Raw genomic sequence first — 25,581 nt, forward strand, 5'->3', positions numbered from 1 at the left:
ATGATAAAACAATCACAATATATAAAGGCCGTCTGAAAAGCACTTGGAAATAAGGTACAATGCCACATTTATCTAACTTCCTTTTCAGACGGCCTGAATATACTTAAAAGGCCGTCTGAAAACAATTGAAATAAGCTTATATATTATGATGAATAAAGACCAATTTGCAGACCATCACTTTATCCGCAATATTATTGAGGAAGACTTGGAAACCGGTAAAACTCAAACTGTCCATACCCGTTTCCCTCCCGAACCTAATGGTTATCTGCACATCGGCCATGCCAAATCTATTTGTTTGAATTTCGGATTGGCCTATATCTATGACGGTTTATGTAATTTACGGTTTGATGATACGAATCCTGAAAAAGAAAACCAAGAATATGTTGATGCCATTAAAGAAGATGTTCACTGGTTGGGTTTTCAATGGGTGGGTGAGCCGAGATATGCTTCCGACTATTTCGATCAATTGTTTGATTATGCCGTTGGTTTGATTCGTGACGGTAAAGCCTATGTCGATGATTTAACACCGGAAGAAATGCGTGCTTATCGTGGTACGCTAACCGAACCGGGTAAGAACAGCCCATATCGTGACCGCAGTATCGAAGAAAATCTCGATTTATTTATGCGTATGAAAAACGGTGAGTTTCCGGATGGTAGCAAAACCCTGCGCTTAAAAATTGATATGGCTGCCGGTAATGTTAATCTTCGCGACCCGGTTATTTATCGGATTCGCCGTGCACATCATCATAATACCGGTGATAAATGGTGCATTTACCCGATGTATGATTATACCCATGCTATTTCGGATGCGATTGAACACGTTACCCATTCATTGTGTACGCTTGAGTTTGAAGCACATCGTCCGCTTTATGACTGGGTGCTGGATAATATTTCCATTGACAATCATCCCCGACAATATGAATTTTCCCGTTTGGAACTGCTGTATTCGATTACATCCAAACGCAAACTCAATCAATTGGTTACAGACGGCCACGTTAAAGGCTGGGATGATCCGCGTATGCCGACTATTTCCGGCATGCGCCGTCGCGGTTATACGCCGGAAGGTTTACGTTTATTTGCCAAACGGGTGGGTATTTCAAAATCGGAAAATGTGGTGGATATGAGTGTACTTGAAGGTGCTGTTCGCGAAGAGTTGGAGGATTCTTCACCACGCATGATGGCGGTTTTGAACCCGATTAAGGTCACATTGACCAATTTTGAAGTAGGAAAAACCCAAAGCCGTAGTGCGCCTTATCATCCGCACCATGAAGAAATGGGTGAGCGGGAAATACCGATTTCACCTACTATTTATATTGAAGCCGATGATTTCAGTGAAAATCCGCCTAAAGGTTGGCAACGGTTGACACCCGGCGGCGAAGTTCGTTTGCGTTACAGCTATGTGATTAAATGTGATGAAGTAGTGAAAGATGACAGCGGTAAAGTGATTGAACTGAAATGCAGCATTGACCATGATACCTTAGGTAAAAAACCGGAAGGCCGTAAAGTGAAAGGTGTGATTCATTGGCTTTCGGCCGAGCATGCGGTTACGGCTACCGTTCGTTTATATGATCGTTTATTTACCGAGCCGAGACCCGATGCGATTCGTGGTGAAGATGGCGAATACCGGCCATTTACCGATTTTCTCAACCCTGATTCGGTGAAAGAAGTGGCAGCTTATGTAGAGCCGGTAGCGGCTACGTTAGCACCGGAAAGCCGTTGGCAATTTGAACGGTTGGGTTATTTCGTAACCGATCGTTTTGATCACAGTAAAGAGAAACCGGTATTTAACCGCACGGTAAGCTTGAAAGATACTTGGCAGAAAACATCTTGAGTGAAAAGAAGTTACTAGGTTAACTTGTAAAATATAGCTGTATGGCATTAGCGGGATAATTTTTTATCCGAATTATGGTATTGGCCGGGTAGTCGCAACAGGTAAAATATTGTCTCTATATGATGAGTTTCATTATAGGCCGCCTGAAATAATTAAAAAAATTTCAGACGGCCTTAATCTTAATAAAAATAGTTTATTATATTTTGATGATTGTCATATAAATACATTTGACACGCTATAAGCAATTACCTACAATTCAATTCTGGCAAGCATTTTGCCATTCTTTATCCAGTCGCTTCGGTTTCCGAAATTTCTAACCTCTTTATTTGCACGGCATAGCTGTCGGCATCAGATTTATCTATCAATTAAATTATTCATTATGCACGTTTCCGAACTACAAACCCAACACATATCCAAACTTCTGGAAATGGCCGAACAGAACGGTATTGAAAATGGTAACCGTTTGCGCAAGCAAGATCTTGTTTTTTCCATTGTCCGCCAACTGATGAAACAGGGGCAGTCTTTTACCTGCTCAGGTACTCTAGAAATACTGCCAGACGGCTTCGGATTTCTACGCAGCTCAGATACTTCTTATTTGGCAGGGCCGGATGATATTTATGTTTCGCCAAGCCAAATCCGCCGTTTTAATCTGCATACGGGCGATACGATTGAAGGCAGCGTGCGCGTTCCCAAAGACAACGAACGTTATTTTGCCCTTGTCCGCCTCGATACGATTAATGGCGATAATCCTGAAGTTTGCAAACATAAAATTCTTTTTGAAAATCTCACCCCGCTTTTTCCGACCAAGCAACTTAAGCTCGAACGCGATATTAAGGCCGAAGAAAATCTGACTAGCCGCGCTATTGATCTGGTTTCGCCTATTGGCCGTGGCCAGCGTGCTTTATTGGTCGCACCGCCGAAAACCGGTAAAACCGTGATGCTGCAAAATATTGCCCATGCGATTACGGCAAATTATCCCGAAGTCGAATTGATTGTTTTGCTGATTGACGAACGTCCGGAGGAAGTGACCGAAATGGCACGCAGCGTACGTGGCGAAGTGGTGTCTTCCACCTTTGACGAGCCGGCTTCGCGCCATGTTCAGGTGGCCGAAATGGTTTTGGAAAAAGCCAAACGCATGGTGGAGCATAAGAAAGATGTGGTGATTCTACTCGATTCGATTACCCGTTTGGCTCGTGCTTATAATACAGTGGTTCCGGCATCCGGAAAAATCTTGACCGGTGGTGTCGATGCCAATGCATTGCACCGTCCGAAGCGGTTTTTTGGTGCGGCACGAAATGTGGAAGAAGGCGGCTCGCTGACTATTATTGCAACGGCATTGGTGGAAACCGGCAGCCGTATGGACGATGTGATTTATGAAGAATTTAAAGGCACGGGCAATATGGAGCTGCATCTCGACCGCCGTATGGCAGAAAAACGTATGTTCCCGGCGATTAATATTAATAAATCGGGTACCCGTCGCGAAGAATTATTGGTGCCGAATGATCAACTGCAACGTATGTGGCTGCTGCGGAAATTCCTGCACCCGATGGATGAAATCGAAGCAACCGAGTTTTTAATCGGTAAGCTGAAAGATTCCAAAGACAATAATGATTTTTTTGAGCTAATGCGTGGTAAGTAAATCATAAGGCCGTCTGAAACATTTTCAGACGGCCTTATGATTCAAAATGATAACAAGCCTAGTATGGAATACGAATTAAGATCATATATTTTGTATTCATTGTGAAATTAGAGAAAATTGGATAAATGATGAGTATGATGAGTTGGCCGCAATTGCTTTCTACCCGTCGGTTCCGTTTGAAAGATGGGGAAATCGTCCCCACTGTTACGCCGTCAACCCAAGAAGGTGCCGACGCGTTGCGTACAGATTTTCATATTGACTATGATCGGGTTGTATTTTCCGGTGCATTTCGTCGTTTAGGCCGTAAAACACAAGTTCATCCCTTTGCCGAGCATGATCTGACCCATAACCGCTTGACACATAGCGTCGAAGTCGCCAGTGTCGGACGTAGTTTGGGAAACCGCGTCGGCGTTATGCTTCAGGCCGGTGGTTTTTTGCCGCAGGGCAATACACCGAGTGATATCGGTGCGGTAGTACAGGTGGCCTGTTTGGCGCATGATCTAGGCAATCCACCTTTCGGTCATACCGGTGAAGATGCTTTGCGCGATTGGTTCCGCAATCCGGTAAATAGCCGTTATTTAGATGCTTTATCAACGGCCGAGCGCAATGACATTCAAACCTATGAAGGAAATGCGCATAGCCTGCGGATTTTGGCCAGCTTGGAAATGTATCGCAATAAAGGCGGGATGCGCTTAACGGCAGCAACGATTGGTGCTTTATTGAAATATCCGTGGACAACACTTGATCCTGCCGGCGTGAAAAAATTTAATATTTATCAGACCGAATTGCCCTTTATCCGCAGGGTGGCGGAAGAGTTAGGATTATTAGAGCAGGGCAATGATCGTTGGGCACGGCATCCGTTATCTTATTTGATGGAAGCCGCCGATGATATTTGTTATGCCTTACTGGATTTGGAAGATGCGGTAGAAATAGGGCTGTTGGGTGATGCGGAAGTAGAAAGTATTTTATCGGAATTAACATTCACCGAAACCGCAGGTGCATGGCAGGCGCAAAGCAGCCGTCAGCGTTGTGCCATGTTGCGCGGTATGGCCATCGGGCGTGCGATTGATGATGTGGCGCAAACGTTTATGACGCATCAACAGGATTTACTCAGTGGTACGTTTAAGGGGAAAGATTTATTGGCCTTATGCAGCCCTGAGGTTCAAAATACCCTTGAGAAAGCTAAAGAGTTAGCCCGTACGCGTATTTTCCGCCATCAAAGCAAATTGATTACCGAAATTGCGGCTTTCCCGTGTTTGGGTTCGGTATTGGATTTATTGGTTCCGGCAGTGTATGCTTTGATTGTGGAAGGGCAAGTGAGTACCCGCCAATCTTTGGCTTTGGAATTATTGAAACAGGATGATCCGGTAACACTTGAAAATTCACTCTATCAGGCATATATGAAAATCCTAGACTTTGTCGGCGGTATGACGGACAACGCAGCGGCTAAGATGGCACGGGAAGTTTCCGGTATCGGGATGGTTTAGTAGATTTAGATAAATATTATTTATATAAATGCAATTATGAATAATAAATAAAAAAAGTTAACGCAAATTTAAATATAAATAATCCATAATTGTTATGGAAAACTATTTTTTTACATATATTTTTATAGCAAAATATTGTAATACACCATTATTTGTATAGAAAATATATTGGCTTAATTAAACGTACCTTTCTTTATTAAGAAAGGAATATCGCCATAGCGGATAAAATTTAATTTTATGAAAATTTTATAAATATGATTTCTTAGTTTTATAATCATTTGATTTTATTTAATTTTGTTTAACCGTTTATGGTAAATCTGAAGTAAATTAAATAGGAAGTGAGAAAATGGCATCAAAAAATCATACGCAACATTGGATTAACGGCGAATGGGTTAATAGCGGCAGCAACCGTGAAACCACCAACCCTTCTACCGGTGAAGTAATCGGCACCTATGTTAAGGGTGGCAAAGAAGAAGCTGAGTTGGCTATTAAAGCCGCGCAAGAAGCATTTGCCAATACCGATTGGAGAACCAACCGTGAATTGCGTCATAAAGTTCTGTTGGAAATGGCGGAGGCTTTTGAAGCGCGCAAAAAAGATTTGGCTACTATGATTGCTACCGAAAACGGTAAATTATTTGCCGAAGCCAGCTTCGAAACTGAGTTTGTAAAACCGGGTTTGCACTTTGCTGCCGCTACGGTTTATACAGACTATGGTCGTGCCGCAGAATGGGGTGCCGGTAAATATTCTATGTTGGTAAAAGAGCCTGTCGGTGTGGTGGGTATCAGTACCCCTTGGAATTCACCGCTTGCTTTGTTGATTCGTTCTTTGGCACCTGCTTTGGCTGTCGGTTGTACAACCGTATTGAAAATGCCGGATCAAACCGCATTAACCAACGGCTTAATTGCTGAAGTTTTGGCCAGCGTGAAATCATTGCCTAAAGGCGTGATTAATATGGTAACCGGCGGTCATGAAGTATTGGAACCCCTGATTTCCAATCCTGCCGTTCCCGTTATCAGCTTTACCGGCAGCACCAGCACCGGACGTGCTTTGCAAGTAGAAGGTGCGAAATACCTCAAACGCTTGAGCTTAGAGCTTGGCGGTAAAACACCGTTAATCGTATTTGATGATGCCGATTTGGATGCCCTGATTCCTAAAGCAGTTAAAGCGTTGACTGTATTCTCAGGCCAATTCTGTATGACCGGTAGCCGTATTTTAGTACAAAAAGGGATTGCCGACGAAGTACGCAAACGCCTGTCTGAAGCATTGTCTCAAGTGAAAGTCGGTCCGGCAATGGATCCGCAATACGATATGGGTGCATTGATCGACATGAAAAACGTTCAACGTGTGAACGGCATGGTGGAAGATGCAATTGCCAAAGGTGCGAAAGCATTGGTTCGCGGTGGTCCTTACACCGAAGGCGAATTGGCTAAAGGTGCGTTCTACCGTCCGACTTTGTTGGAAGTGAATGACAGCCAAGCCGATATCGTTCAATTGGAAGTTTTCGGCCCTGTATTGACTTTGGAAGTATTCGAAACCGAACGTGAAGCGGTTGAAAAAGCCAATGCAACCGAATACGGTTTGGCAGCTAGTATTTGGACCAGAGATGTTGACCGTCCTTTACGCGTTGGTCGTGAAATCGAAGCCGGTACGGTTTGGATTAACGATTGGGTTGTTATGCGTGACGAATTTGAAGAAGGCGGCTACAAACAAAGTGGTGTCGGCCGTCTGCGCGGTATGACCAGCGTTAGCGAATTCGTAGAAGTAAAACACATTGTATTGCAACCGGGTACTATCGATAAATAAATCGGTAATATTGGTAGAAAAAACCGCCAGATTCTGGCGGTTTTTTTTGTGTTATGAAGATAAATCGCCAATATTTAACCATAAAAGATTGGTTGCTGATATTTATATTTAATTGTTTATTGGATTTCAATAAATTTTAATGTGATGAGTTCATGTCCCAAAAATAAGTAAATCATTTTATGACGATTATTATTTTATAAAGCTTAGAACGTCTAGCCGATTAAATGCTACAATTCCAACTATCTAGAACAAATAATTCTTTTTTATGAGCATTCTTGAAGCCGGTTTCGTTTTATTCTTATTGATTCTGATGAGCGGGTTTGTTTCCGCAGCCGAGTTGGCACTTGCATCTTCGCGCAAAATTAAATTGCAGGTGATGGGTAAAGAAGGGGATGTGCGTGCATTGGAAGTTTTGGCGATGCAGGAACAGCCGGGCAGCTTTATTACGATTGTTCAAATCGGCCTGAATGCGGTTGCGGTTTTGGGCGGTATTATCGGTGAAGCGGCCATCAGTCCTTTTTTCAGCCAATTATTCAACCGCTACGGTATATCTTCAGAGTGGGAATCTGCGGCATCGTTATTGTCATTTTTATTGGTGACGGCGGTGTTTATTTTATTCGCCGATCTGATGCCCAAACGCTTTGCCATGATTAATCCCGAACGCGTGGCAGTGCGTGTGGTTCGCCCCGTGATGTTGTTGATTTTTATATTGAAGCCGTTGGTATTCTTTTTTGATGGCATGGCCAATCTATTATTTCGTTCTTTGAGAATTTCAACAGTACGCACGGATCAATTAACTTCGGAAGATATTTATGCGGTCGTAGATGCCGGTGCGCAGGCAGGGGTATTGAAGCAGCAGGAACACTACCTGATTGAAAATATTTTCGATATGCAGACGCGCACGGTGACTTCAACCATGAATACGCGCGAACATATTGTTTATGTTGATAAAGACGACGATATAGACACCGTATTAGCCAAAATGGACGAAATGCCGCATGCCAAAATTCTGGTATGTGATGGCGAATTGGAAAAAGTACTCGGCTATATCGAATCGCATACGTTTTTAACGCTGTATTTAAAAGAAAAAAATATCCGGCCGACCGACCGTAGGGTATTGCGCAAAGCTTTGTTTATTCCTGATACCTTGTCGTTATACGAAGTATTGGAAACGTTTAAAAATGCCGGTGAAGATTTTGCGGTGATTATTAACGAATACGCTTTGGTGGTCGGTGTGGTGACGTTGAAAGACGTGATGAATATTGTGATGGGCGAATTGGTGGCAACCGAAGAAGAACCGCAGATTATCCGGCGCGATGAAACTTCTTGGCTGATAGATGGTGCCACGCCTTTAGAAGATGTGATGCGGGCACTGGATATTCCCATGTTTCCGGATGCGGAAAACTATGAAACGCTAAGCGGGTTTATGATGTATTCGTTGCGGAAGATTCCGAAGAAAACCGATTTTGTGATTTTTGATAAATATAAATTTGAAATTATTGATACGGAAAATTTTAAAATCGATCAGTTGCTGGTATCGGTTTATCAGGATGCCTCGGAATCTGACAATAGCAATGTATCCGGTAATATATCCGGCAAAGAAGCGGGATAGTATGCCGAATCTTATTCAACAGGCCGTCTGAAAAAGCTTTCAGACGGCCTGTTTGTTATTATCGATATATCTTGTATTAATCTGTTTATTTAGTGAATAGATATATAAATAAATTTATTTTTGGTGATATAAACTATTTAATATCTTTAAAATATGTATTTTTAATAAAATTCACTGAATTAAAATTTTGGGCCGGAAGCATAAAATACTGTTTTCTATCTTGCAGAAAGCTTTTCCAGCGTCTAGAATCCAACGTCAACCGTATATTTTTCGTTATGTTGCCGGAGTATGCCGGCTAGCAACCCAATCAGAAGAAAAAAGGCACAACCAATATGTTACCCCCGATCTATAACTTCTCCGCCGGCCCCGCTATTTTGCCGGATTCCGTATTAAGCACGGCTCAAAATGAAATGTTCGACTATAACGGCACGGGTTTTTCGGTGATGACCATGAGTCACCGTTCCGAAGTGTTTATGAGCATTTTGTATCATGCCGAACAAGACTTGCGCCAATTATTGAATATTCCCGATAACTACAAAGTATTGTTTTTACAGGGTGGTGCCAGTGCGCAATTTAATATGGTGGTGATGAATTTTGCGAATGGCTTCAAGCGCGTGGATTCGGTGGTAACCGGTAACTGGTCTGCTATTGCTCATTCCCAAATGGGTAAACTTTCCGATGCCGAAATTCATTTGGCGGCCGACGGCGGTAAGCTGTTCAACTACACCAACCTGCCGCCGGTAAATTCTTGGGATATTGATAAAAATTCTGCGTTTGTACATTTTGTGATTAACGAAACCGTACATGGTTTGCAGTATCGGGAAGTGCCCAAATTAGGCGACGATATGCCGCCGTTGGTTTGCGATATGTCGAGTGAAATTTTATCGCGCCCGATTAATGTATCTGATTTCGGTGTGATTTATGCGGGTGCCCAGAAAAATATCGGCCCTTCCGGTGCCACGATTGTGATTATTCGCGAAGACCTGTTGGACAGATGTTCCGACCGTATCCCCGATGTGTGGAACTACAAATCGCATATTAATAGACAAGGTATGTATAACACGCCGGCTACCTATCCGATTTATATTTCCGGCTTGGTGTTCCGCTGGTTGCAGTCGCAAGGCGGGGTGGCGCATATGGAAACCATCAATACGCTGAAAGCCAAAACATTATATGAAGCGATTGATAACAGCGGCGGTTTCTATATCAATAATGTTCATCCGGGTGCGCGCTCTAAAATGAATGTGATTTTCACCACCGGCGATAAACGCTTGGATGAATTGTTTGCACAAGAATCGACTACCCGCGGTTTGCAGTTACTGCGCGGTTATAAAACCATGGGCGGTATGCGTGCCAGCATTTACAATGCCATGACCTTGCAAGGCGTGGAAGCTTTGATTGCGTTTATGGAAGAATTCCAACGCCGCTACGGTTAAGCGGTTTAAGGGTGTATAGGCCGTCTGAAAATATTTCAGGCGGCCTTATTATCATGTTGTTCTTTATTTTTCCGAGTATCGATTATGAATGTGTCCGATTCCCCTATGGCGGAGTTTAAGCGCGGTATAAAAGAATGCCTGCCCGTTACCATCGGATTATTGCCGTTTGCCTTAATTCTGGGCGTGCAGGGCAGTCAGCAGGGAATAAGCTGGTTGGAAATGATGCTGATGACGGGATTGAATTTTGCCGGCGGATCGGAATTTGCCGCCGTCGGTTTGTGGGCAGATCCGCTGCCGGTGCTGCTGATTATTGCGGTAACACTTATGATTAATACCCGCCATATTTTGATGGGGGCGGCCTTAACGCCTTATTTAAAAGGGCTGCCGCTGAAGAAAGTTTTGCCGGCCTTGTTTTTTATGACTGATGAAAGCTGGGCGTTGAGTTTGGCGGATATCAATAAGCGTAAAAAATCGGGGGAACAGCCGTTTAGCCTGGCTTATTATATGGGTGTGAGCCTAACGGTTTATTTTGTCTGGTTTCCGTTTGCCGGTATCGGTGCGGCGGTGGGGCCGCAATTCGGCGATGTGGCGGCATGGGGTTTCGGCATGGCGTTTCCGGCAGTGTTTTTGGTGTTGTTGCGCAGTTTGTGGAAAGGGTTTTCTGCCGCCTTGCCGTGGCTGGTGAGTTTTCTCACCGCGATTGTGGTGTATGTGAATATAGACGGGGCTTGGTATGTGCCCGCAGGTGCGTTGGCGGGGCTGTTGGCAACCTATATTCAGGTGGGTAAATCATGATTTCATGGGCTTCGCTACTCACGATTCTGGGTATGATGGCAGTGACCTACTTCACCCGTTTAATCGGCTTTTTTGCCTTACGCAACCGAACCTTAAGCAAGCGTGCGGCAGCGGTTGCCGATGCGGCGCCGGGCTGTGTATTGATTGCCGTGATTGCACCGTATTTTGTGTCTGACAAACCGAGTGAGTTGATTGCGCTGGCGTTAACGGTTTTTGCCGCCAGCCGCTGGGGGATGCTGCCGACGGTGTTGGTCGGTGTGGTTTCGGCGGGTGTATTGGGGCACTTAATGAAATAAAGTATGTTATAGATAAAAAGCCGTCTGAACTGTTTTCAGACGGCCTTTTACTATATGGAATATTAAAACAGGCTGAAGATGCCTAATACGATAAGCGTTAGCAATATGGTGAGTGCGCAGCCAACCTTAGCGACAACGCCGATAATAAAGCCGATAAACGTGCCGATACTGACTTTGCCTGCAGACCATAAATCTTTGCGCGCCCAAAATTCACCGATAGCGGCGCCAAGCAAAGGCCCTAATAACAGGCCGGGCAGTGAAAAAAACGCCCCGATAATACCGCCGATAAGTGAACCCCAGATGGCCGTTTTGCTGGCGCCGGTAAATTTGGCACCCAGCATCCCTGCTACATAATCGGTTGCCGTGCCCAGTATGGTAACGACAGCGAGAAAAATCAGCGTATTGGTGCCGATAATGTGATAGCCGTCTGCATAGGCCAGCAACCATGCCCCGCCGAACATCAAACCCAAGCCGGGAAGGGCGGGGTAAATCGTGCCGAGTAGTCCGGCAATGAGGGCAATCAGGCCGAGCGCAACCAGAATAGCAGTCATTTAACATCCTTTTTTAATAGCAGGCCGTCTGAATGCCGATTGTTTTCAGACGGCCTAAGCAGTATGGGAAAGCAGTGGCGTACCAACGATATTTATGAATACGGTATGGCACGCCGCAAAGCCTGTATTTTAACCCGAAGCCTTGCGTTTCAGTAGCGTCACCGTGCAAAAATAAATAAAGCCGGTTGGGGAAGCCGGTCGACAGTGTTTGTTATATGGCAGTGAGGCAGGGTGCAAAATGTTATAATCAAGTCCGCATTTTTTCAGACGGCCTTATTCTTCATGAAACTCAATCCGCAACAACAGCAAGCCGTACAATATCTCGGCGGCCCTTTGCTGGTTTTAGCCGGCGCCGGCAGCGGCAAAACCGGTGTGATTACGCAGAAAATCAAATATTTGATTACAAGTGTCGGCTATCCTGCCCATCAAATCGCCGCCATCACTTTTACCAATAAAGCCGCTAAAGAAATGCAGGAGCGGGTAGGAAAAATGTTGCCGAAAAACCAAACCCGCGGCTTGACCATCTGTACGTTCCACTCGCTCGGTATGCGGATTTTGCGTGAAGAAGCGGCCAATATCGGCTACAAAAAAAACTTTTCCATTCTCGATAGCACCGACAGCGCCAAAATTATCAGCGAGCTGCTGAGCAGTGCGGGCAAAGAAGCCGTTTATAAAGCCCGCCATCAGATTTCTTTGTGGAAAAACGATTTGCAAACCCCCGAAGAAGCTTTTCAGACGGCCGAAAACGAATGGAAAAGCCAAACGGCCAAACTGTATGCCGGTTATCAGGCGACTTTGGAAAGTTATCAGGCGGTGGATTTCGACGATTTAATCCGACTGCCTGCCGTTTTGTTGCAACAAAACAGCGATATCCGCCATAAGTGGCAGTTGCGGTTGCGCTATTTGTTGGTGGACGAGTGCCAAGATACCAATGCCTGCCAATACACGTTGATGAAGCTGTTAACCGGTGCGGAGGGCATGTTTACCGCCGTAGGCGACGACGACCAATCCATCTATGCCTGGCGCGGTGCCGATATCGAAAACCTGCGCCGTATGCAGGAAGACTATCCGCAAATGAAAGTGATTAAGTTGGAGCAGAATTATCGTTCCACGGCGCGGATTTTAAAAGTGGCCAATAAGGTGATTGAAAACAACCCCAAATTGTTTAAAAAAACCTTGTGGTCGCAATTCGGCATGGGTGAGCATGTTAAGGTGGTGGCGTGCCAGCATGAGCAGCATGAAGCGGAATGGGTGGTTAGCCAGATTGTGAAACAAAAACTGGTGGGTGGCGATAAAACCAAATATGCCGATTTTGCCGTGCTTTACCGCGGCAATCATCAGGCGCGGATTTTTGAAGAAGCGCTGCGCAGCGCCCGCATTCCCTACCAGCTTTCAGGCGGCCAGAGTTTTTTTGACAAGGCGGAAATCAAAGATGTTTTGGCCTATATCCGTTTATTGGCCAATCCCGATGACGATCCCGCTTTTTTACGCGCAGTAACCACACCCAAGCGCGGTATCGGCGAGGTGACGCTGGGTAAACTGAACGCTTATGCCCATGATCACGAGTGCAGCCTGTATGAAGCGGCCTTGAAGCCAGAAGCATTGTCGACGCTCAACACGCAAAACCGCGAACATTTGCAGCAGTTTATGGCATTGATGGAGCAATACCGCGCCCGTGCGGAACGTGATGATGCCGGTGTGTTGGTGAACAATTTGCTTGGCGATATTGCCTATGAAGCCCATTTGCTCAACAGCGAAGAGGGTAAGGCAGGCGAAATCAAATGGCGCAATGTAACCGACTTAACCGACTGGTTGGCGCGCAAAGGCAGCCAAGACGATAAAAATATTATTGAAATCGCCCAAACCATTGCCTTGATGACCTTGTTGGAAGGGAAAAACGAAGACGAAGTAGATGCGGTGAAACTCTCTACACTCCATGCTTCCAAAGGGTTGGAATATCCTTATGTGTTTTTGGTCGGTTGTGAAGAAGGGATGCTGCCGCATGCCGACAGTATCGAAGAATCCAATGTAGAGGAAGAACGGCGTTTGATGTATGTCGGTATTACCCGCGCCAAACGCCAATTAACACTGACCCATTGCGTGAAAAGAAAACGGCAGGGCACTTGGCAGTTTCCCGATCCCAGCCGCTTTATCGACGAAATGCCGCAAGACGATTTGAAGATTTTAGGCAGAAAAGGCGGCGAACCGATTGTGAGCAAAGAAGAGGGTAAAAGCAATCTGGCCGGCTTGAGGGCAATGTTGGCGTCAAAAGCAAAAAACAGCCAAACACCTTAAAGTATCAATAAAACAGGCCGTCTGAAAAAGTTTCAGACGGCCTGTTTATATGGAAAACCTTTTATTCTTCAGGCTGTTCGCCATCGGTGTCGTCTAGCGTACCTTCGGTGATTTGAACATTAATGCCTGCTTTGGCACGGATTTTCGCATCGATTTCATTGGCAACCTCAGGGTTTTCTTTCAGCCATACGCGCACATTGTCTTTGCCTTGGCCGATTTTGGCGCCATTGTAGCTATACCAAGCACCTGATTTTTCAACGATATCGAATTTCACGCCTAAATCAATCAGTTCGCCTTCCCAGCTAATCCCTTCGCCATAAAGAATATCGAATTCGGCTTGGCGGAATGGCGGCGCCACTTTGTTTTTAATCACTTTGACTTTGGTTTCATTACCCAAAACATCATCGCCTTTTTTAATCGCACCGGTGCGGCGGATATCCAGGCGGACGGAAGCGTAGAATTTCAAGGCATTACCGCCGGTAGTGGTTTCGGGGCTGCCGAACATCACACCGATTTTCATACGGATTTGGTTAATAAAAATCACCAGTGTGTTGGTTTTTTTGATATGGCCGGTGAGTTTACGCAAGGCTTGGCTCATCAGGCGCGCTTGCAGGCCGACATGGCTGTCGCCCATTTCGCCTTCGATTTCAGCTTTCGGCACCAGTGCGGCCACGGAATCGACCACAACCATATCCACGCCGCCGGAACGAACCAACATATCGCAAATTTCCAGTGCCTGCTCACCGGTATCGGGTTGGGAAACCAGTAAATCTTCTACTTTCACGCCCAATTTACGGGCATAAATGGGGTCGAAGGCATTTTCGGCATCGATAAAGGCACAAGTGCCGCCGTTTTTCTGACACTGAGCCACGGCTTCCAAACATAAAGTGGTTTTACCAGAAGATTCGGGGCCGAAAATTTCAACCACGCGGCCGCGCGGCAAACCGCCTACACCGAGTGCTAAATCCAAACCGAGCGAACCGGTGGAAATCACTTCTAAATTTTCATCTTTATGGCTGCCGTCCATTTTCATAATGGAGCCTTTGCCAAAGTTTTTTTCAATCTGTGCAAGTGCTGCTGCTAATGCTTTGCTTTTTTCGTCTGACATGAATGTTCCTGTATGGAATATTAAGGGTTTAGATAAAGATTATCGCATAAATCGCCGTATTCCGAAAAAGTTTTCATCGGCCTGTCCGGAATCTTTATTTTCTCTTAAAGCAGTGCGGCGAAACGCTTGCGTCAGTGAAAGCTTATCTGTTTCTGATAAAGAAAATACTGCCGAAAACAGTCTGTTTTCGGCAGTATTGGATGAAGTAGGTATTGATTCGAGATTGGTTAGCGTACGGAAGACAATACCCGTTTCGCCACAATCAGCATGCCGGCAATAAATACCGCCAAGCCCAGCCATGAAGCGGTGGTATGCCAGTTTTCCAAATTGAGTGCCAGAGGTGCATCGGAACCGCCGCTGGTGACGGAAGCGGCAATAATAAACGCCATAATCACGCCAATCAGGCTCTCGCCGACAATCAAACCGGCGGCAAGCAGCGTACCGGTACGGTCGGCTTGTTTCAGACGGCGTTCGGTATCCGAGGGATAGCGTTTGCGCACGATAGATTTCAAAACGGCCGCTAAAACCGCACCGATAACAATCGGCATATTGATAGAGGGCGGCAGATAGATGCCCATGCCCACAGCCAGAACGGGCAGGCTCAATTTAGATGCCGAACCTTTTTTCAGCAACCAATCCACAATAATCAAGGCAATGCCGATAGCCACGCCGGTGAAGATATAAGTCCATTGCAGGTTATGCGCAAAAATACCTTGTGCGATCGTGGTCATCAGTGTGGCTTGCGGTGCGGCTAATGCTTGAGCGGCATCCATACCTTCGCGCGGCATGGCGCCGGTGAAACCATAAGCCTGATAGAGGATTTCCAATACCGGCGCAATCACAATGGCACCAACCACACAACCGATAATCAGTGCCACTTGTTGTCGCCAAGGCGTAGCATGAACCAAATAGCCGGTTTTTAAATCTTGCAGGTTGTCATTGGAAATAGAGGCTACCGAAATAACGGCCGAGCCGCAGAATAGCGCCAATGCCAACATAAACTGGCGGCTGCCTTCATCGGCAAACAAACCGGAAGATTCGCCAATTAGCAGCAATACGATGGAAATGGTTAGGATAGACACAATGCCGATACCGGAAATCGGGCTGGAGGAAGAACCCACCAAACCGGCCATATAACCACAGGCGGCGGCCACCAAAAAGCCGATAACCGAAGTCAGCAAAGTGCAGACAATCACCAACAACCAAGCCAATCCTGAGGAAATGCCGGCATTTTCAATAAAATGATAAAACGAAAACGCCAAAATCAGCATCATACCCAAAACCCAAAAAATCATGGCTTTGGGTGAAAGGTCTTGCTCGACACGGTGTTCGGAAGCTTCAGCTTTACCGCTAAACGTTTGGAAAGAAAGGCGCATCCCTTCCATCATCGGTTTAAAGAGCAAAATAAGTGTCCATACGGCGGCAATACCGATGGTGCCCGCGCCGATAAAGCGTACTTTGGTTTGCCAAAGATCCATTGCGTAGGCCACCATTTCCATATCGGCCGGTTGGGGCGCGGTAGCGGAAAAGTAGGGCACTGCTACACCCCATGCAATAAAGATGCCGACCAAAATGGCAATACCGCCTGTTAGCCCGACCAGATAGCCCGCACCGAGTAGAGCCAGCGAAAAGCCCATCGGCAATTGGAAGATGGCATTGCCGGATTTAAACCAATAGCTCGCACTATCGGCAATCACACGCAAGCCGTTACTGAAAAAACTCATTAGGCCGGCCAGAATACCGCCTGCGGCAATTTCTTTAATACCGCTTTCATTGTTGCCAATGGTTTCATCGTCATGTTCGCCGCTGCCGACTCTCAAAATTTCTGCCGCAGCCACCCCTTCCGGATAGGGTAAATCACTTTTTACCACCATCGCATAGCGCAGGGGAATGGTAAAAATCACACCTAAAATACCGCCGGCCATACACAGTAGCGTTGTTTGCCAAAACGGGAACCCGCTCCAATAGCCCGCCATTAATAAGCCGGGTAAAACAAAAATAATGGTAGAAAGCGTGCCCGCAGCAGATGCTTGGGTTTGCACCATATTGTTTTCCAGAATATTACTGTCTTTGGCAAATTTCAAAACCGCCATAGAAATCACGGCGGCAGGAATGGAAGAAGCAAAAGTCAGACCGACTTTTAAACCGAGATAAACATTGGATGCCGTGAAAATAACGGTAATCAACGCACCCAAAATCATACCGCGCAAGGTTAACTCACGGTATCCGGCATAAGGATCATGATGTTTTGATGTTATCGACATACTTTTTCTCCGTTTGGCAAAATTGAATATTATTGTGTGAAACGGAGGATATCAAGATGGGTTTAAGTAGAATAAGCCGTTTTATTTTTTGACGAGGTGATTATTAACTATTTATATAGAATATTTATTTAAATTTTTGTTATCTTGATAGTTGTTTATATTGAAATGAAATAGTATTTTTATTTTTTAGAATACAATTGAAAAGTTACCGATAAACCGTTTTTTAAAGAAAATTAATAAGTGTAAATAACTGTTAAGGTGTTATATTGGCTATATATCGGTCTTATTGATTGAATTATTTGTTATGCCATAAATGATTTTATTTTGGTTAAAAAGCCGTCTGAAAAATATAATGGATGGGAAGCTCTAATTGTATTAATAAGCTGATTTTAATTGACAATGTCATTTTATTTATGATTGGTTTTTACGGGATACTACTATCGGTTTTTAATAAGATTAGTGTAAAAAAAGTTGATGAGATTGTATCGGATATTATCAAAATGAATAAAATATCGATTTATTTTTTGATAACAGATATAAGCATGACAATAAAATATAGATAATCAATATAAATATCGTTTTAATAATAGTAAATATGTTTAATATATAAAAAATAATCAATTTTTTATAAATAAAAAAAACCATCTATACTAAGGGGAAAAGTATAGATGGCCAAACACATTACGGGGAAAACGTCTTACTCACTTACTTACTCCTTTCGGAGCAAGTGTTACTCAGACATAAGAATTATATATTAGTTCATAATTTTTTGTATTAATTTTTGTAAATACAATAAATTTTTTTATACATTATTGTTTTAAAATAGAAAAAAGTTTAAATTAGATTTATTTTTATTACAAAATCTTTACATATCTATAAATTTCCAGCTGCCTTCGGATATGTTTTCTATATGCCATGCACCGAAATGGCTGCGGTGTAGTTGTTCGACACGGTTTCCTGCTGCCGCAATCATACGTTTTACTTGATGATATTTTCCTTCGGTTATCGTGAGTATCAGCATTTGCGGCGATTCTAACACAGCATCGGCAGCGGTAACGGTTTCGTTTTCGTCATGGAGCAATACTCCTTGTTTTAACCGGCTGCACAATGTTTCGTCGGCCGGATGTTTTAAGGTTACCCGATAGATTTTGGGGACTTTGTGTTTTGGGGAGGTTTGTTTGTGGTTAAAGCGGCCGTCATTGGTAATCAGCAGAACGCCGGTGGTATCGGCATCCAAACGGCCGACTGCCTGCATATCGATATTGCGCATATTGGCGGGGAATAGGCTGAATATGCTGGGGTAGTGTTGCGGCTTGTGTGAAGTTTCATAGCCTGCGGGTTTATTGAGCAGAATATAAAAATAGGGCAGGGGAATAACGGTAAACGGCTTGCCGTCTACTTCAAGCATTTTGACTTCATCGGGGTTGACGGTATCGCGCGGTTGGTTGCGTACTTCGCCATTAATGGCGATACAGCCGTTTTCAATGAGCCACAGGCATTCTTTGCGGCTGCCCAGTCCTTGCGCTTGTAGGTATTTGAAAAGTTGCATAATGGGGATATGGTTTTCAGACGGCCTTTAAGCCGCCGTGTAGTAATCGAAAGCTGATGATTGTACCGTATTGTCGGGTGCTATCGGAAATCGTATTGAAGAAGCGTAGCAATCATCATATTGATAGCGGGTGAGACAGGGTTGCGCGTCGGCAAACCAAACAAAAACGCCGCTTGAATATATAGCGGCGTTTTGAAACAGCTTAAAACAGCAAGATTATTTACGCAGACCCAAACGGGTAATCAGATTGCGATAAGTATCGGGCTGAGTGCGGCGCAAGTAGGCCAGCAAACGGCGGCGTTGGCTCACCATTTTCAACAAGCCGCGACGGCTGTGGTGATCTTTAGGATTGGCTTTGAAGTGAGGGGTTAAGTCGTTGATGCGGAAAGTCAACAAAGCGACTTGTACTTCAGAAGAGCCGGTATCGCCTTCTTTGCGTTGGAAATCTTTAACGATTTGGGCTTTTTGTTCTACGCTTAATGCCATAATGGATAACTCCGAAAAATATAAAGAACCTTGCGGTTCGGACAAGTTTGCCAAGCCTTAACCTGTACAAACTCCTGAAATCCGTTGGTAACGGAATGGGCGATTATGCCATAAACGGCTGCCGTTTGCACGATTTTTGCGGTGCTTGCCGGTGCGGTTGTGGTATGGCTGCCGATTTTATTTTAAGGTTATGAATAAACGTTTAATTTTCTTAATTTCAAGGCCGTCTGAAACCGTTCAGACGGCTTTTAGCCTTTAAATACCGGCACGATTTCCAGTTGGCTTAATATTTGTGCGGCAATATTAATCAGACCGAATGCGAAAACCCATACGATTAACCATAAGCCGCCATAAACACGGTAGCTTTCGTTTTCCGGAAATTTTTTGCGTGCTTTAAACAGCAGCATGGCCGGAATCAATGCCGTCCAAACCGTAGCCGCCAGCCCGACATAGCCGATAACGGTCACAAAACCTGTCGGGAACAACAAACAACAGATGAGAGGCGGCAGAAAAGTGAGTGCGGCGGTTTTTGTGCGCCCTGCGGTGCTGTCGTCCCATTTGAACAAGTCGGCCAGATAATCGAACAAGCCCAAAGTAACCCCTAAAAACGAGGTGGCAATCGCCATATAGGCAAAAAACGACAAAATGGTATTCATGCTGCCGGTAGGCACATATTTAGATAGCGTATCAATCAACACCGATACCTGTCCGCCCGCTTCAATCACCGGGGCAAAACTGCTGCGCGGCAGATTGCCTTGAATGGCCAATTGCCACACGATATAAATAGTTAGGGCAATCAGCGTGCCGAGTTGCAGGGCACGGGCGACTTTGCGGGCATTGCCGTTAAAATATTTCAATAAGCTGGAAACATTGCCGTGAAAGCCGAATGAAGCAAGGCAGACGGGTAGGGCGGATGCGGTATAAATCCAATATTGCGTGCCGGCTTCGGCTTGGCTGTCGAATAAAACGGGCAATTGCACTTCGGATAATAATCCGCCGGTTGCCCAGAAAAAGGCAATGACCATGCCGCCGATTAAGATGCTGGTGAGCCGGTCGACCAGATAAGTGGAAGCCCAAACGCAGAAGGCCAGCACGGTAAAAAAGATTAATTGCCCCGAGGGCAGGCCGACTCGGCCGTGTAGCAGGTTACCCAAGCCTTGAGCCGTTAAATCGCCGCCGACAAAAATATAAGCATAAGTGAGCAGATAGAGCACGAAAGCAACGGCAATGCCGTTGATAATATTCCAGCTTTTGCCGAGCAAGTCTTTCACCATTGTGTCGAAACTGGCACCGTGCGGATAGTGGGTATTCACTTCCAACAGCATCAAACCGCTGGATAACATGGAAAACCAAGTATAAAGCAGCACAACCAACGATCCGGTAAACCACACGCCCGAAGTGGCGGTAGGGTTGGCAAACATACCGGCACCGATCACGGTTCCGGCGATAATCAATGCGCCGCCGATAAGCGACGGATTTTGGGCAGACATAAATTTCCTTTATCTATTTGTTTATTGTTATTTGGCCGTGCAATTATGAGCAGTTTGAACGCTAATAAAAATAGGCGGATAGAAAAGTGCGTATTATGCCTGAATGCCTGACCGAAATGCAGGGGAAATTAACGGATATTGGATAAAAAGCAAGGAATATCAATCGATATGCCCAAATAAGTTAAAAAAATGCGGATAGGCAGTGCGTATTGTAAAAAATGGATGACTGGGTAGAGGTGGTAATTTTTAAGAGAATGTAAACATTCAGACGGCCTTAAGGCCGTCTGAAAAAAGTTTACCAACAGTAGTAGCAAAAACGCCGACGGTGGAACGGGTAATAAAAGTCGTCCCAATCGTGGTAATAGCGCATGCGGTCAAGCCGTTGTTGGGCAATATGGTTTTGCCATGCCAATCTGTAACAGGCTTGGAACAGCGGATCGGATATTTTATCGACATAGCGTGTACGGAATTCTTTTTGTTCTTGTTCGCTACGAGGCCGGTTGCTGAACTGTTCACGCATCAGGTTCGCCGCATCTCTGTCGCATTGGGCGGCGAGGGAAACTTGTAAGTCTTGTTCATATTGTATGCGGGCGGCTTCGCGGGCGGCTTTTTGTTCGGGTGTGATGGCGCAGGCGGCAAGCGATAAGGCGGCAGATAAAGCAACGGTTGTTCGAATAATATTCATCTTGCACTCCTTATTGATAAGGGTTATCGATTTCTATTTTGTTAATTTACGCTTTTTTGTGTCTGATTGCACTGTCATGGATTTTAAAATTTATGTAAAAAGCGTGAGGAAAGATAATTTTTTAGGTATTAGGTAACGATTAAAATAGTAATGGGTGTTTCGCCGGCAAATTTCAAGTGCGGATACGGTTTTCAGACGGCCTGGGGTTTTTATATGCCGGTATCTACTTTCATAAAGCGTTGGCTTTCATGCCAGTAGCCGTCCGGCCGTTGTGTTAATGCCGCAACGATACCACTTTTTAGCGCACGGATTTCGGCCTGTCCGACAGTATCCTCACTGCGCACTCTGGCAGGTGCAAGTAGATTCATGCGTGGGAAAACATAATAACGCTGCTCTAGGCCGTCTGAAAATATATTGTCCGTCCAGTGTTCCACATATCGGCCATGCCAGCCGTAGGCGTTTAACGGCTCGGTTGGTACGGGTTGGGATTGGGCGGAAAAGCCGATACCGCGTACAATCGAAGCGGTTTTTATTTTTTGCGGGTCTACACGCAGGCTAGATAATATTTTTTTGCCGGATTCGCTATTGAGCAAACCCAATTGATGTTTTAACTTGGATGCTTTTTGCAGCAGACTGTCGTTCGGATTGAGCCCTACCATTTCAGACGGCCTGCCGGAAAGGCAGCCGTAATATTTGCAGGTGAGTTCGAGATGATAGGGTTCGCCATTGAATAAGGCGATAAAGTCGGCCGCGCCTTCGGTTTGTCCGTCGGCATTTTTTAAAACGACATTGTGACCGAGCAATTCGGTGTGCGGTGCGTTTTCCAGCCAAAATGCCAATAAATGTTCTGCATAAAAACCCAAACGGCCGGCAAACGGCTGTTTGTTGTTCACCGATTGTTGCAGTTGTTTGGGGTAGTCGTTTAAATCCAGCAGATAGCGAAAGCCCGTTTCGCCCAATAAAGTGCGCACCGATAATTCGGAACCGCTGTGCCATAGCGGCGGGGCGGTTAGAATGGCGGCCAAATCGCGTACATAAGGATCAGTCAGCCGCCACCATAAGGCATCAAGGGCGTAATTCATAGTTATTTTTATTTCTTTGATAGTAAGTCATTCTTTATAGCATCATGCCGCATCTTAGATGCGGCATGATGATGCTATACTATGCTTTATAGCGTGTGTTATAACCGGGGTTTTCTGCCGGGCGGAATTCATTGGGGAAGGTACGGTCGCTACTGATATCTACAGCCATATCTTTAATTCTCTTATACAAATCATATGGATTTTCTACACCCATTAACTTATATCCGGATACCGATATTGTGCCGCGTTGCATCATGTTTTCTAGAAAGCCTACATCGACCGAAAGATTTTTTACTTCCGGCCATTCTATACTTTTTATATCGTTGCCTACTAAGCCTGAAGTGAGATAAATACGCCGGTCGGTTAGTGCGTAAATTACTCTATACCAGTTAAAAAAACGGTAAGTAGGTGCGAATATTGCATACCACACCGGAGCAAGATGAATCAGTATAAATAGGTTGATAGGGAAAACAGGAACTTGGTGAGCGGCCGAACCAAAGTTGTTAAAAGTGAGAAAAAACTGCCAATCAAAAAGACCCCAGAATATGGCAAAAACGTAAAACCAAGGTTTTGTACCTATGGTATAAAGCAAATGGCTGGGTTTACCTTGCCAAATAACGGTTTCTCTACTATCCAATAAAGCATTTAATGGTGTCATTGCTGCCTCCACTGCGATTAAAGTCGTTATAAACTTTTGTATGGATGGTAATTGAGCTATACACAAATACCATTATTGCACTTCAAGGGCGGATTACACTGTTTCTCTTTAACATCTTTTTAAAGGTTATTTGGCTGTACCGTTAGGCGCGTAAATCGGGCAATACGTTTAAGATGGCCGATAAAATGGATTCGCCCAAACGCAAAGAACGTTGGCCGTTCCAGCCGAAGTCGCTGTCGGGCAGGTTGTCGTTGTCTTTAAACGGCATTTCCAAAGTGTAGGCCAGGCAGCGGAAATGTTCGCCCACCCAAGCGGTGGCCATGCTTAGATTGGCTTCGCCGGGTTTGTCTTTGTCATAACCGTGAACATCTTGAAAATCGGGGCTGGCGGCGAGAAAAGCGGTTTTGAATTGTGTTTCCAGTGCGGCCATACGTTCGTTGTAAGAGGGGACGCCTTCGGTGCCTGCGGCAAACACAAACGGAATGGCTTCGTCGCCGTGGATATCGAGAAATAAATCCACGCCGGTTTCCTGCATTTTTTCACGCACATAATACACTTCGGGGCTGCGTTCCACCGTCGGCTCCAGCCATTCGCGGTTGAGATTGGCACCGGCGGCATTGGTGCGCAGATTGCCCAACACTGCGCCGTCGGGGTTCATATTGGGGACGATATAAAAGGTTGCGCCGTCTAATAATGCGCGGGCGGTTGGGTCTTGCGAGTCGAGCAGGCGGCCGAGCAAGCCTTCGATAAACCATTCGGCCATGGTTTCGCCAGGGTGTTGGCGGGCGATAATCCAAACTTTAAGGTCGCTGGCCACTTGATTGCCGATGGTCAGCAGATTGATATCGCGGCCTTGAACGGTGCTGCCCAAGTCGTCAATCTGGCATAAACCGCTGCCTTGGGCGTCGCCGAGCAGGTTTAAATGTTGTTCGTTGGAATAGGGCTCGAAATAGGCATAATAAACACTATTGGCCAATGGGGTGTGATCAATGGTGAACACGCCGTTTTCATAACGGGATGGCACACGGAACCAGTTTTGACGATCGTAAGAAGCAACGGCCTGATAATCTTCCCAACCGGCGGGGTAGGCCGATGAAGCGGCATTTTCAAAATGCATGACGCAATTTTGATAAGCGGCGCCCTGTAAACGGAAATAAAACCATTGGGCAAAATCGGAGGCATTGTCGGGGCGGAGTTTCAGGCGGATATCGGCCGGATTGCTTAAATCGGTAACGATAACGGAACCGGCATCAAACTGGGTCGTGATTTTCATGATGTATTGTCCTATTCAGACTTTAAGTAAGCACCTTTTTATATTGTAAACGGTTTGGCTGCGTGTGTCTTTACCGGCGGGTCATTCGGCTATATAAAATAAGGCCGTCTGAAAGCAGGTAAGGCTTTTCAGACGGCCGGAATATTAACAGTGGTCGCTTAAGGGCAGGGATTCATAATTTCTTCATGTACCGCATTAATGGCGGCAACCACTTCGTCTTTTAATACCAAATCGGCGGAAGCAATATTTTCACGCAACTGCTCCATCGTGGTCGCGCCGATAATATTGCTGGCTACAAAAGAACGGCTGCTCACAAAAGCAAGCGACATTTGGGCTAGGCTTAATCCGTATCGTTCGGCAATTTCGGCATAACGATCGACAGCGGTAAACGCCAGCGGCTTGTTATAACGTTGGAAACGTTTGTATAAGGTGAGGCGGGCTTTTTCGGGCATGGCGCCGTTGCGGTATTTGCCGGTGAGCATACCGAATGCCAGCGGCGAATAAGCCAATAGCGGCACCTGTTCGCGTAGGGAAATTTCACTCATGCCGGTTTCGTAGCTGCGGTTGAGCAGGTTATAAGGGTTTTGTATGGTCGCCACTCTCGGCAATTCGTTATTGCGTTCATATTCGTTTAAATAGCGCATCGTACCCCACGGGGTTTCGTTCGACAGCCCGAACGCTCTGATTTTTCCTTGTCGAACCAATAGCGATAAAGCATCCAACACTTCGTCAAACGGCGTAAATTGCTCGGTATCGGGCAGTGCGGAAACACCGGATTTACCGAAAAAATTAACTTGGCGTTCCGGCCAGTGAAGCTGATACAAATCCAGATAATCGGTGTTCAAACGTTTCAGGCTCGCTTCGCATGCTTCGATAATCTGCGCGCGTGAAAAATCATTGCCGTTTCTAATATAGCTTTGTGCATTATTCGAACGCATCGGCCCCGCGATTTTACTGGCCAATACAAAATCATCGCGCTTGCCGCGCCGTTTGATCCAATTGCCGATATATTGTTCGGTGCGGGTATAGGTTTCCTTGCTCGGCGGCACCGGATACATCTCGGCCGTGTCGATAAAATTCACACCGTTGGCCAATGCATAGTCTAATTGCTCGTGCGCTTCGGCTTCCGTATTCTGTTCGCCCCAAGTCATTGTGCCCAAGCATATTTTCGTTACCTGAATGCCGGTTTTGCCCAGTTCGCGTTTTTCCATTTTATTCCTTTCCCAATCGTATCCGTTTG

At 45.4% G+C, this 25,581-nt stretch carries 20 protein-coding genes; 9 read left to right on the plus strand and 11 right to left on the minus strand.

The window, feature by feature from the left end; genetic code table 11:
* The first annotated feature begins 145 nt into the window (after positions 1-145).
* From NXS09_RS00955 to NXS09_RS00990, 8 genes are all read left to right on the plus strand, one after another.
* Positions 146-1,831: a glutamine--tRNA ligase/YqeY domain fusion protein gene (locus NXS09_RS00955; protein ID WP_259290691.1), complete on the plus strand. Its 1,686-nt coding sequence runs from the start codon at positions 146-148 to the stop codon at positions 1,829-1,831.
* Positions 1,832-2,210: 379 nt separating this feature from the next.
* The gene (rho, locus tag NXS09_RS00960) at positions 2,211-3,470 is read left to right on the plus strand and encodes a transcription termination factor Rho (RefSeq protein WP_259290692.1); all 1,260 of its coding nucleotides are present in this window, start codon (positions 2,211-2,213) and stop codon (positions 3,468-3,470) included.
* A 137-nt stretch (positions 3,471-3,607) separates the two neighbouring features.
* A complete protein-coding gene (locus NXS09_RS00965; RefSeq protein ID WP_434802993.1) occupies positions 3,608-4,957 on the plus strand; it encodes a deoxyguanosinetriphosphate triphosphohydrolase in 1,350 nt (449 codons plus the stop codon).
* Between the two features lie 346 nt (positions 4,958-5,303).
* Positions 5,304-6,761: an aldehyde dehydrogenase family protein gene (locus tag NXS09_RS00970; protein ID WP_259290694.1), complete on the plus strand. Its 1,458-nt coding sequence runs from the start codon at positions 5,304-5,306 to the stop codon at positions 6,759-6,761.
* A gap of 265 nt (positions 6,762-7,026) precedes the next feature.
* Positions 7,027-8,373 carry a polyamine export protein PaeA gene (gene paeA / locus NXS09_RS00975; RefSeq protein WP_259290695.1) on the plus strand — a complete coding sequence of 449 codons (1,347 nt, stop codon included), beginning with the start codon at positions 7,027-7,029 and terminating at the stop codon, positions 8,371-8,373.
* 332 nt (positions 8,374-8,705) lie between these two features.
* Positions 8,706-9,809 carry a phosphoserine transaminase gene (gene serC, locus NXS09_RS00980; protein WP_259290696.1) on the plus strand — a complete coding sequence of 368 codons (1,104 nt, stop codon included), beginning with the start codon at positions 8,706-8,708 and terminating at the stop codon, positions 9,807-9,809.
* Positions 9,810-9,893: 84 nt separating this feature from the next.
* Entirely contained in the window at positions 9,894-10,604 is a 711-nt protein-coding gene (locus NXS09_RS00985; RefSeq protein ID WP_259290697.1) for an AzlC family ABC transporter permease, read from the plus strand.
* On the plus strand, positions 10,601-10,900 hold the full coding sequence (locus NXS09_RS00990) for an AzlD family protein (RefSeq protein ID WP_151050598.1): 300 nt from the start codon (positions 10,601-10,603) through the stop codon (positions 10,898-10,900). Before NXS09_RS00985 ends, NXS09_RS00990 begins: the two co-directional genes overlap by 4 nt.
* Positions 10,901-10,962: 62 nt before the next feature.
* Here the strand turns inward: NXS09_RS00990 and NXS09_RS00995 are convergent, their stop codons facing one another.
* Positions 10,963-11,451 (minus strand): DUF456 domain-containing protein, encoded by a 489-nt coding sequence (locus NXS09_RS00995; protein WP_259290698.1) that lies wholly within the window; start codon positions 11,449-11,451, stop codon positions 10,963-10,965.
* A 282-nt stretch (positions 11,452-11,733) separates the two neighbouring features.
* Between NXS09_RS00995 and rep the strand changes: the two genes are divergently transcribed.
* The gene (gene rep / locus NXS09_RS01000) at positions 11,734-13,746 is read left to right on the plus strand and encodes a DNA helicase Rep (RefSeq protein ID WP_259290699.1); all 2,013 of its coding nucleotides are present in this window, start codon (positions 11,734-11,736) and stop codon (positions 13,744-13,746) included.
* A gap of 61 nt (positions 13,747-13,807) precedes the next feature.
* Here rep and recA read toward each other — a convergent pair whose 3' ends face one another.
* The 10 genes from recA to NXS09_RS01050 form a co-directional block, all read right to left on the minus strand.
* Positions 13,808-14,854, minus strand: a complete 1,047-nt coding sequence (gene recA, locus NXS09_RS01005; protein ID WP_259290700.1) for a recombinase RecA — start codon at positions 14,852-14,854, stop codon at positions 13,808-13,810.
* Between the two features lie 227 nt (positions 14,855-15,081).
* Entirely contained in the window at positions 15,082-17,118 is a 2,037-nt protein-coding gene (locus NXS09_RS01010) for an OPT family oligopeptide transporter (protein ID WP_259290701.1), read from the minus strand.
* A gap of 865 nt (positions 17,119-17,983) precedes the next feature.
* Positions 17,984-18,667: a pseudouridine synthase gene (locus NXS09_RS01015; protein WP_259290702.1), complete on the minus strand. Its 684-nt coding sequence runs from the start codon at positions 18,665-18,667 to the stop codon at positions 17,984-17,986.
* A 216-nt stretch (positions 18,668-18,883) separates the two neighbouring features.
* Complete coding sequence (rpsO, locus tag NXS09_RS01020; RefSeq protein WP_085362895.1) at positions 18,884-19,153, minus strand: 30S ribosomal protein S15; 270 nt, start codon at positions 19,151-19,153, stop codon at positions 18,884-18,886.
* 248 nt (positions 19,154-19,401) lie between these two features.
* Positions 19,402-20,643 (minus strand): aromatic amino acid transporter, encoded by a 1,242-nt coding sequence (locus NXS09_RS01025; protein WP_259290703.1) that lies wholly within the window; start codon positions 20,641-20,643, stop codon positions 19,402-19,404.
* 295 nt (positions 20,644-20,938) lie between these two features.
* Positions 20,939-21,328: a hypothetical protein gene (locus NXS09_RS01030; protein ID WP_259290704.1), complete on the minus strand. Its 390-nt coding sequence runs from the start codon at positions 21,326-21,328 to the stop codon at positions 20,939-20,941.
* A gap of 209 nt (positions 21,329-21,537) precedes the next feature.
* Positions 21,538-22,410 carry a DUF1853 family protein gene (locus NXS09_RS01035; RefSeq protein ID WP_259290705.1) on the minus strand — a complete coding sequence of 291 codons (873 nt, stop codon included), beginning with the start codon at positions 22,408-22,410 and terminating at the stop codon, positions 21,538-21,540.
* A gap of 79 nt (positions 22,411-22,489) precedes the next feature.
* A complete protein-coding gene (locus tag NXS09_RS01040; protein WP_259290706.1) occupies positions 22,490-23,068 on the minus strand; it encodes a PH domain-containing protein in 579 nt (192 codons plus the stop codon).
* 142 nt (positions 23,069-23,210) lie between these two features.
* The gene (locus NXS09_RS01045) at positions 23,211-24,344 is read right to left on the minus strand and encodes a M14 family metallopeptidase (protein WP_259290945.1); all 1,134 of its coding nucleotides are present in this window, start codon (positions 24,342-24,344) and stop codon (positions 23,211-23,213) included.
* A gap of 155 nt (positions 24,345-24,499) precedes the next feature.
* A complete protein-coding gene (locus tag NXS09_RS01050; protein ID WP_259290707.1) occupies positions 24,500-25,552 on the minus strand; it encodes an NADP(H)-dependent aldo-keto reductase in 1,053 nt (350 codons plus the stop codon).
* Positions 25,553-25,581 lie beyond the last annotated feature (29 nt).

The organism is Neisseria montereyensis (assembly GCF_024834045.1).
Taxonomy (GTDB): Bacteria; Pseudomonadota; Gammaproteobacteria; order Burkholderiales; family Neisseriaceae; genus Neisseria; species Neisseria montereyensis.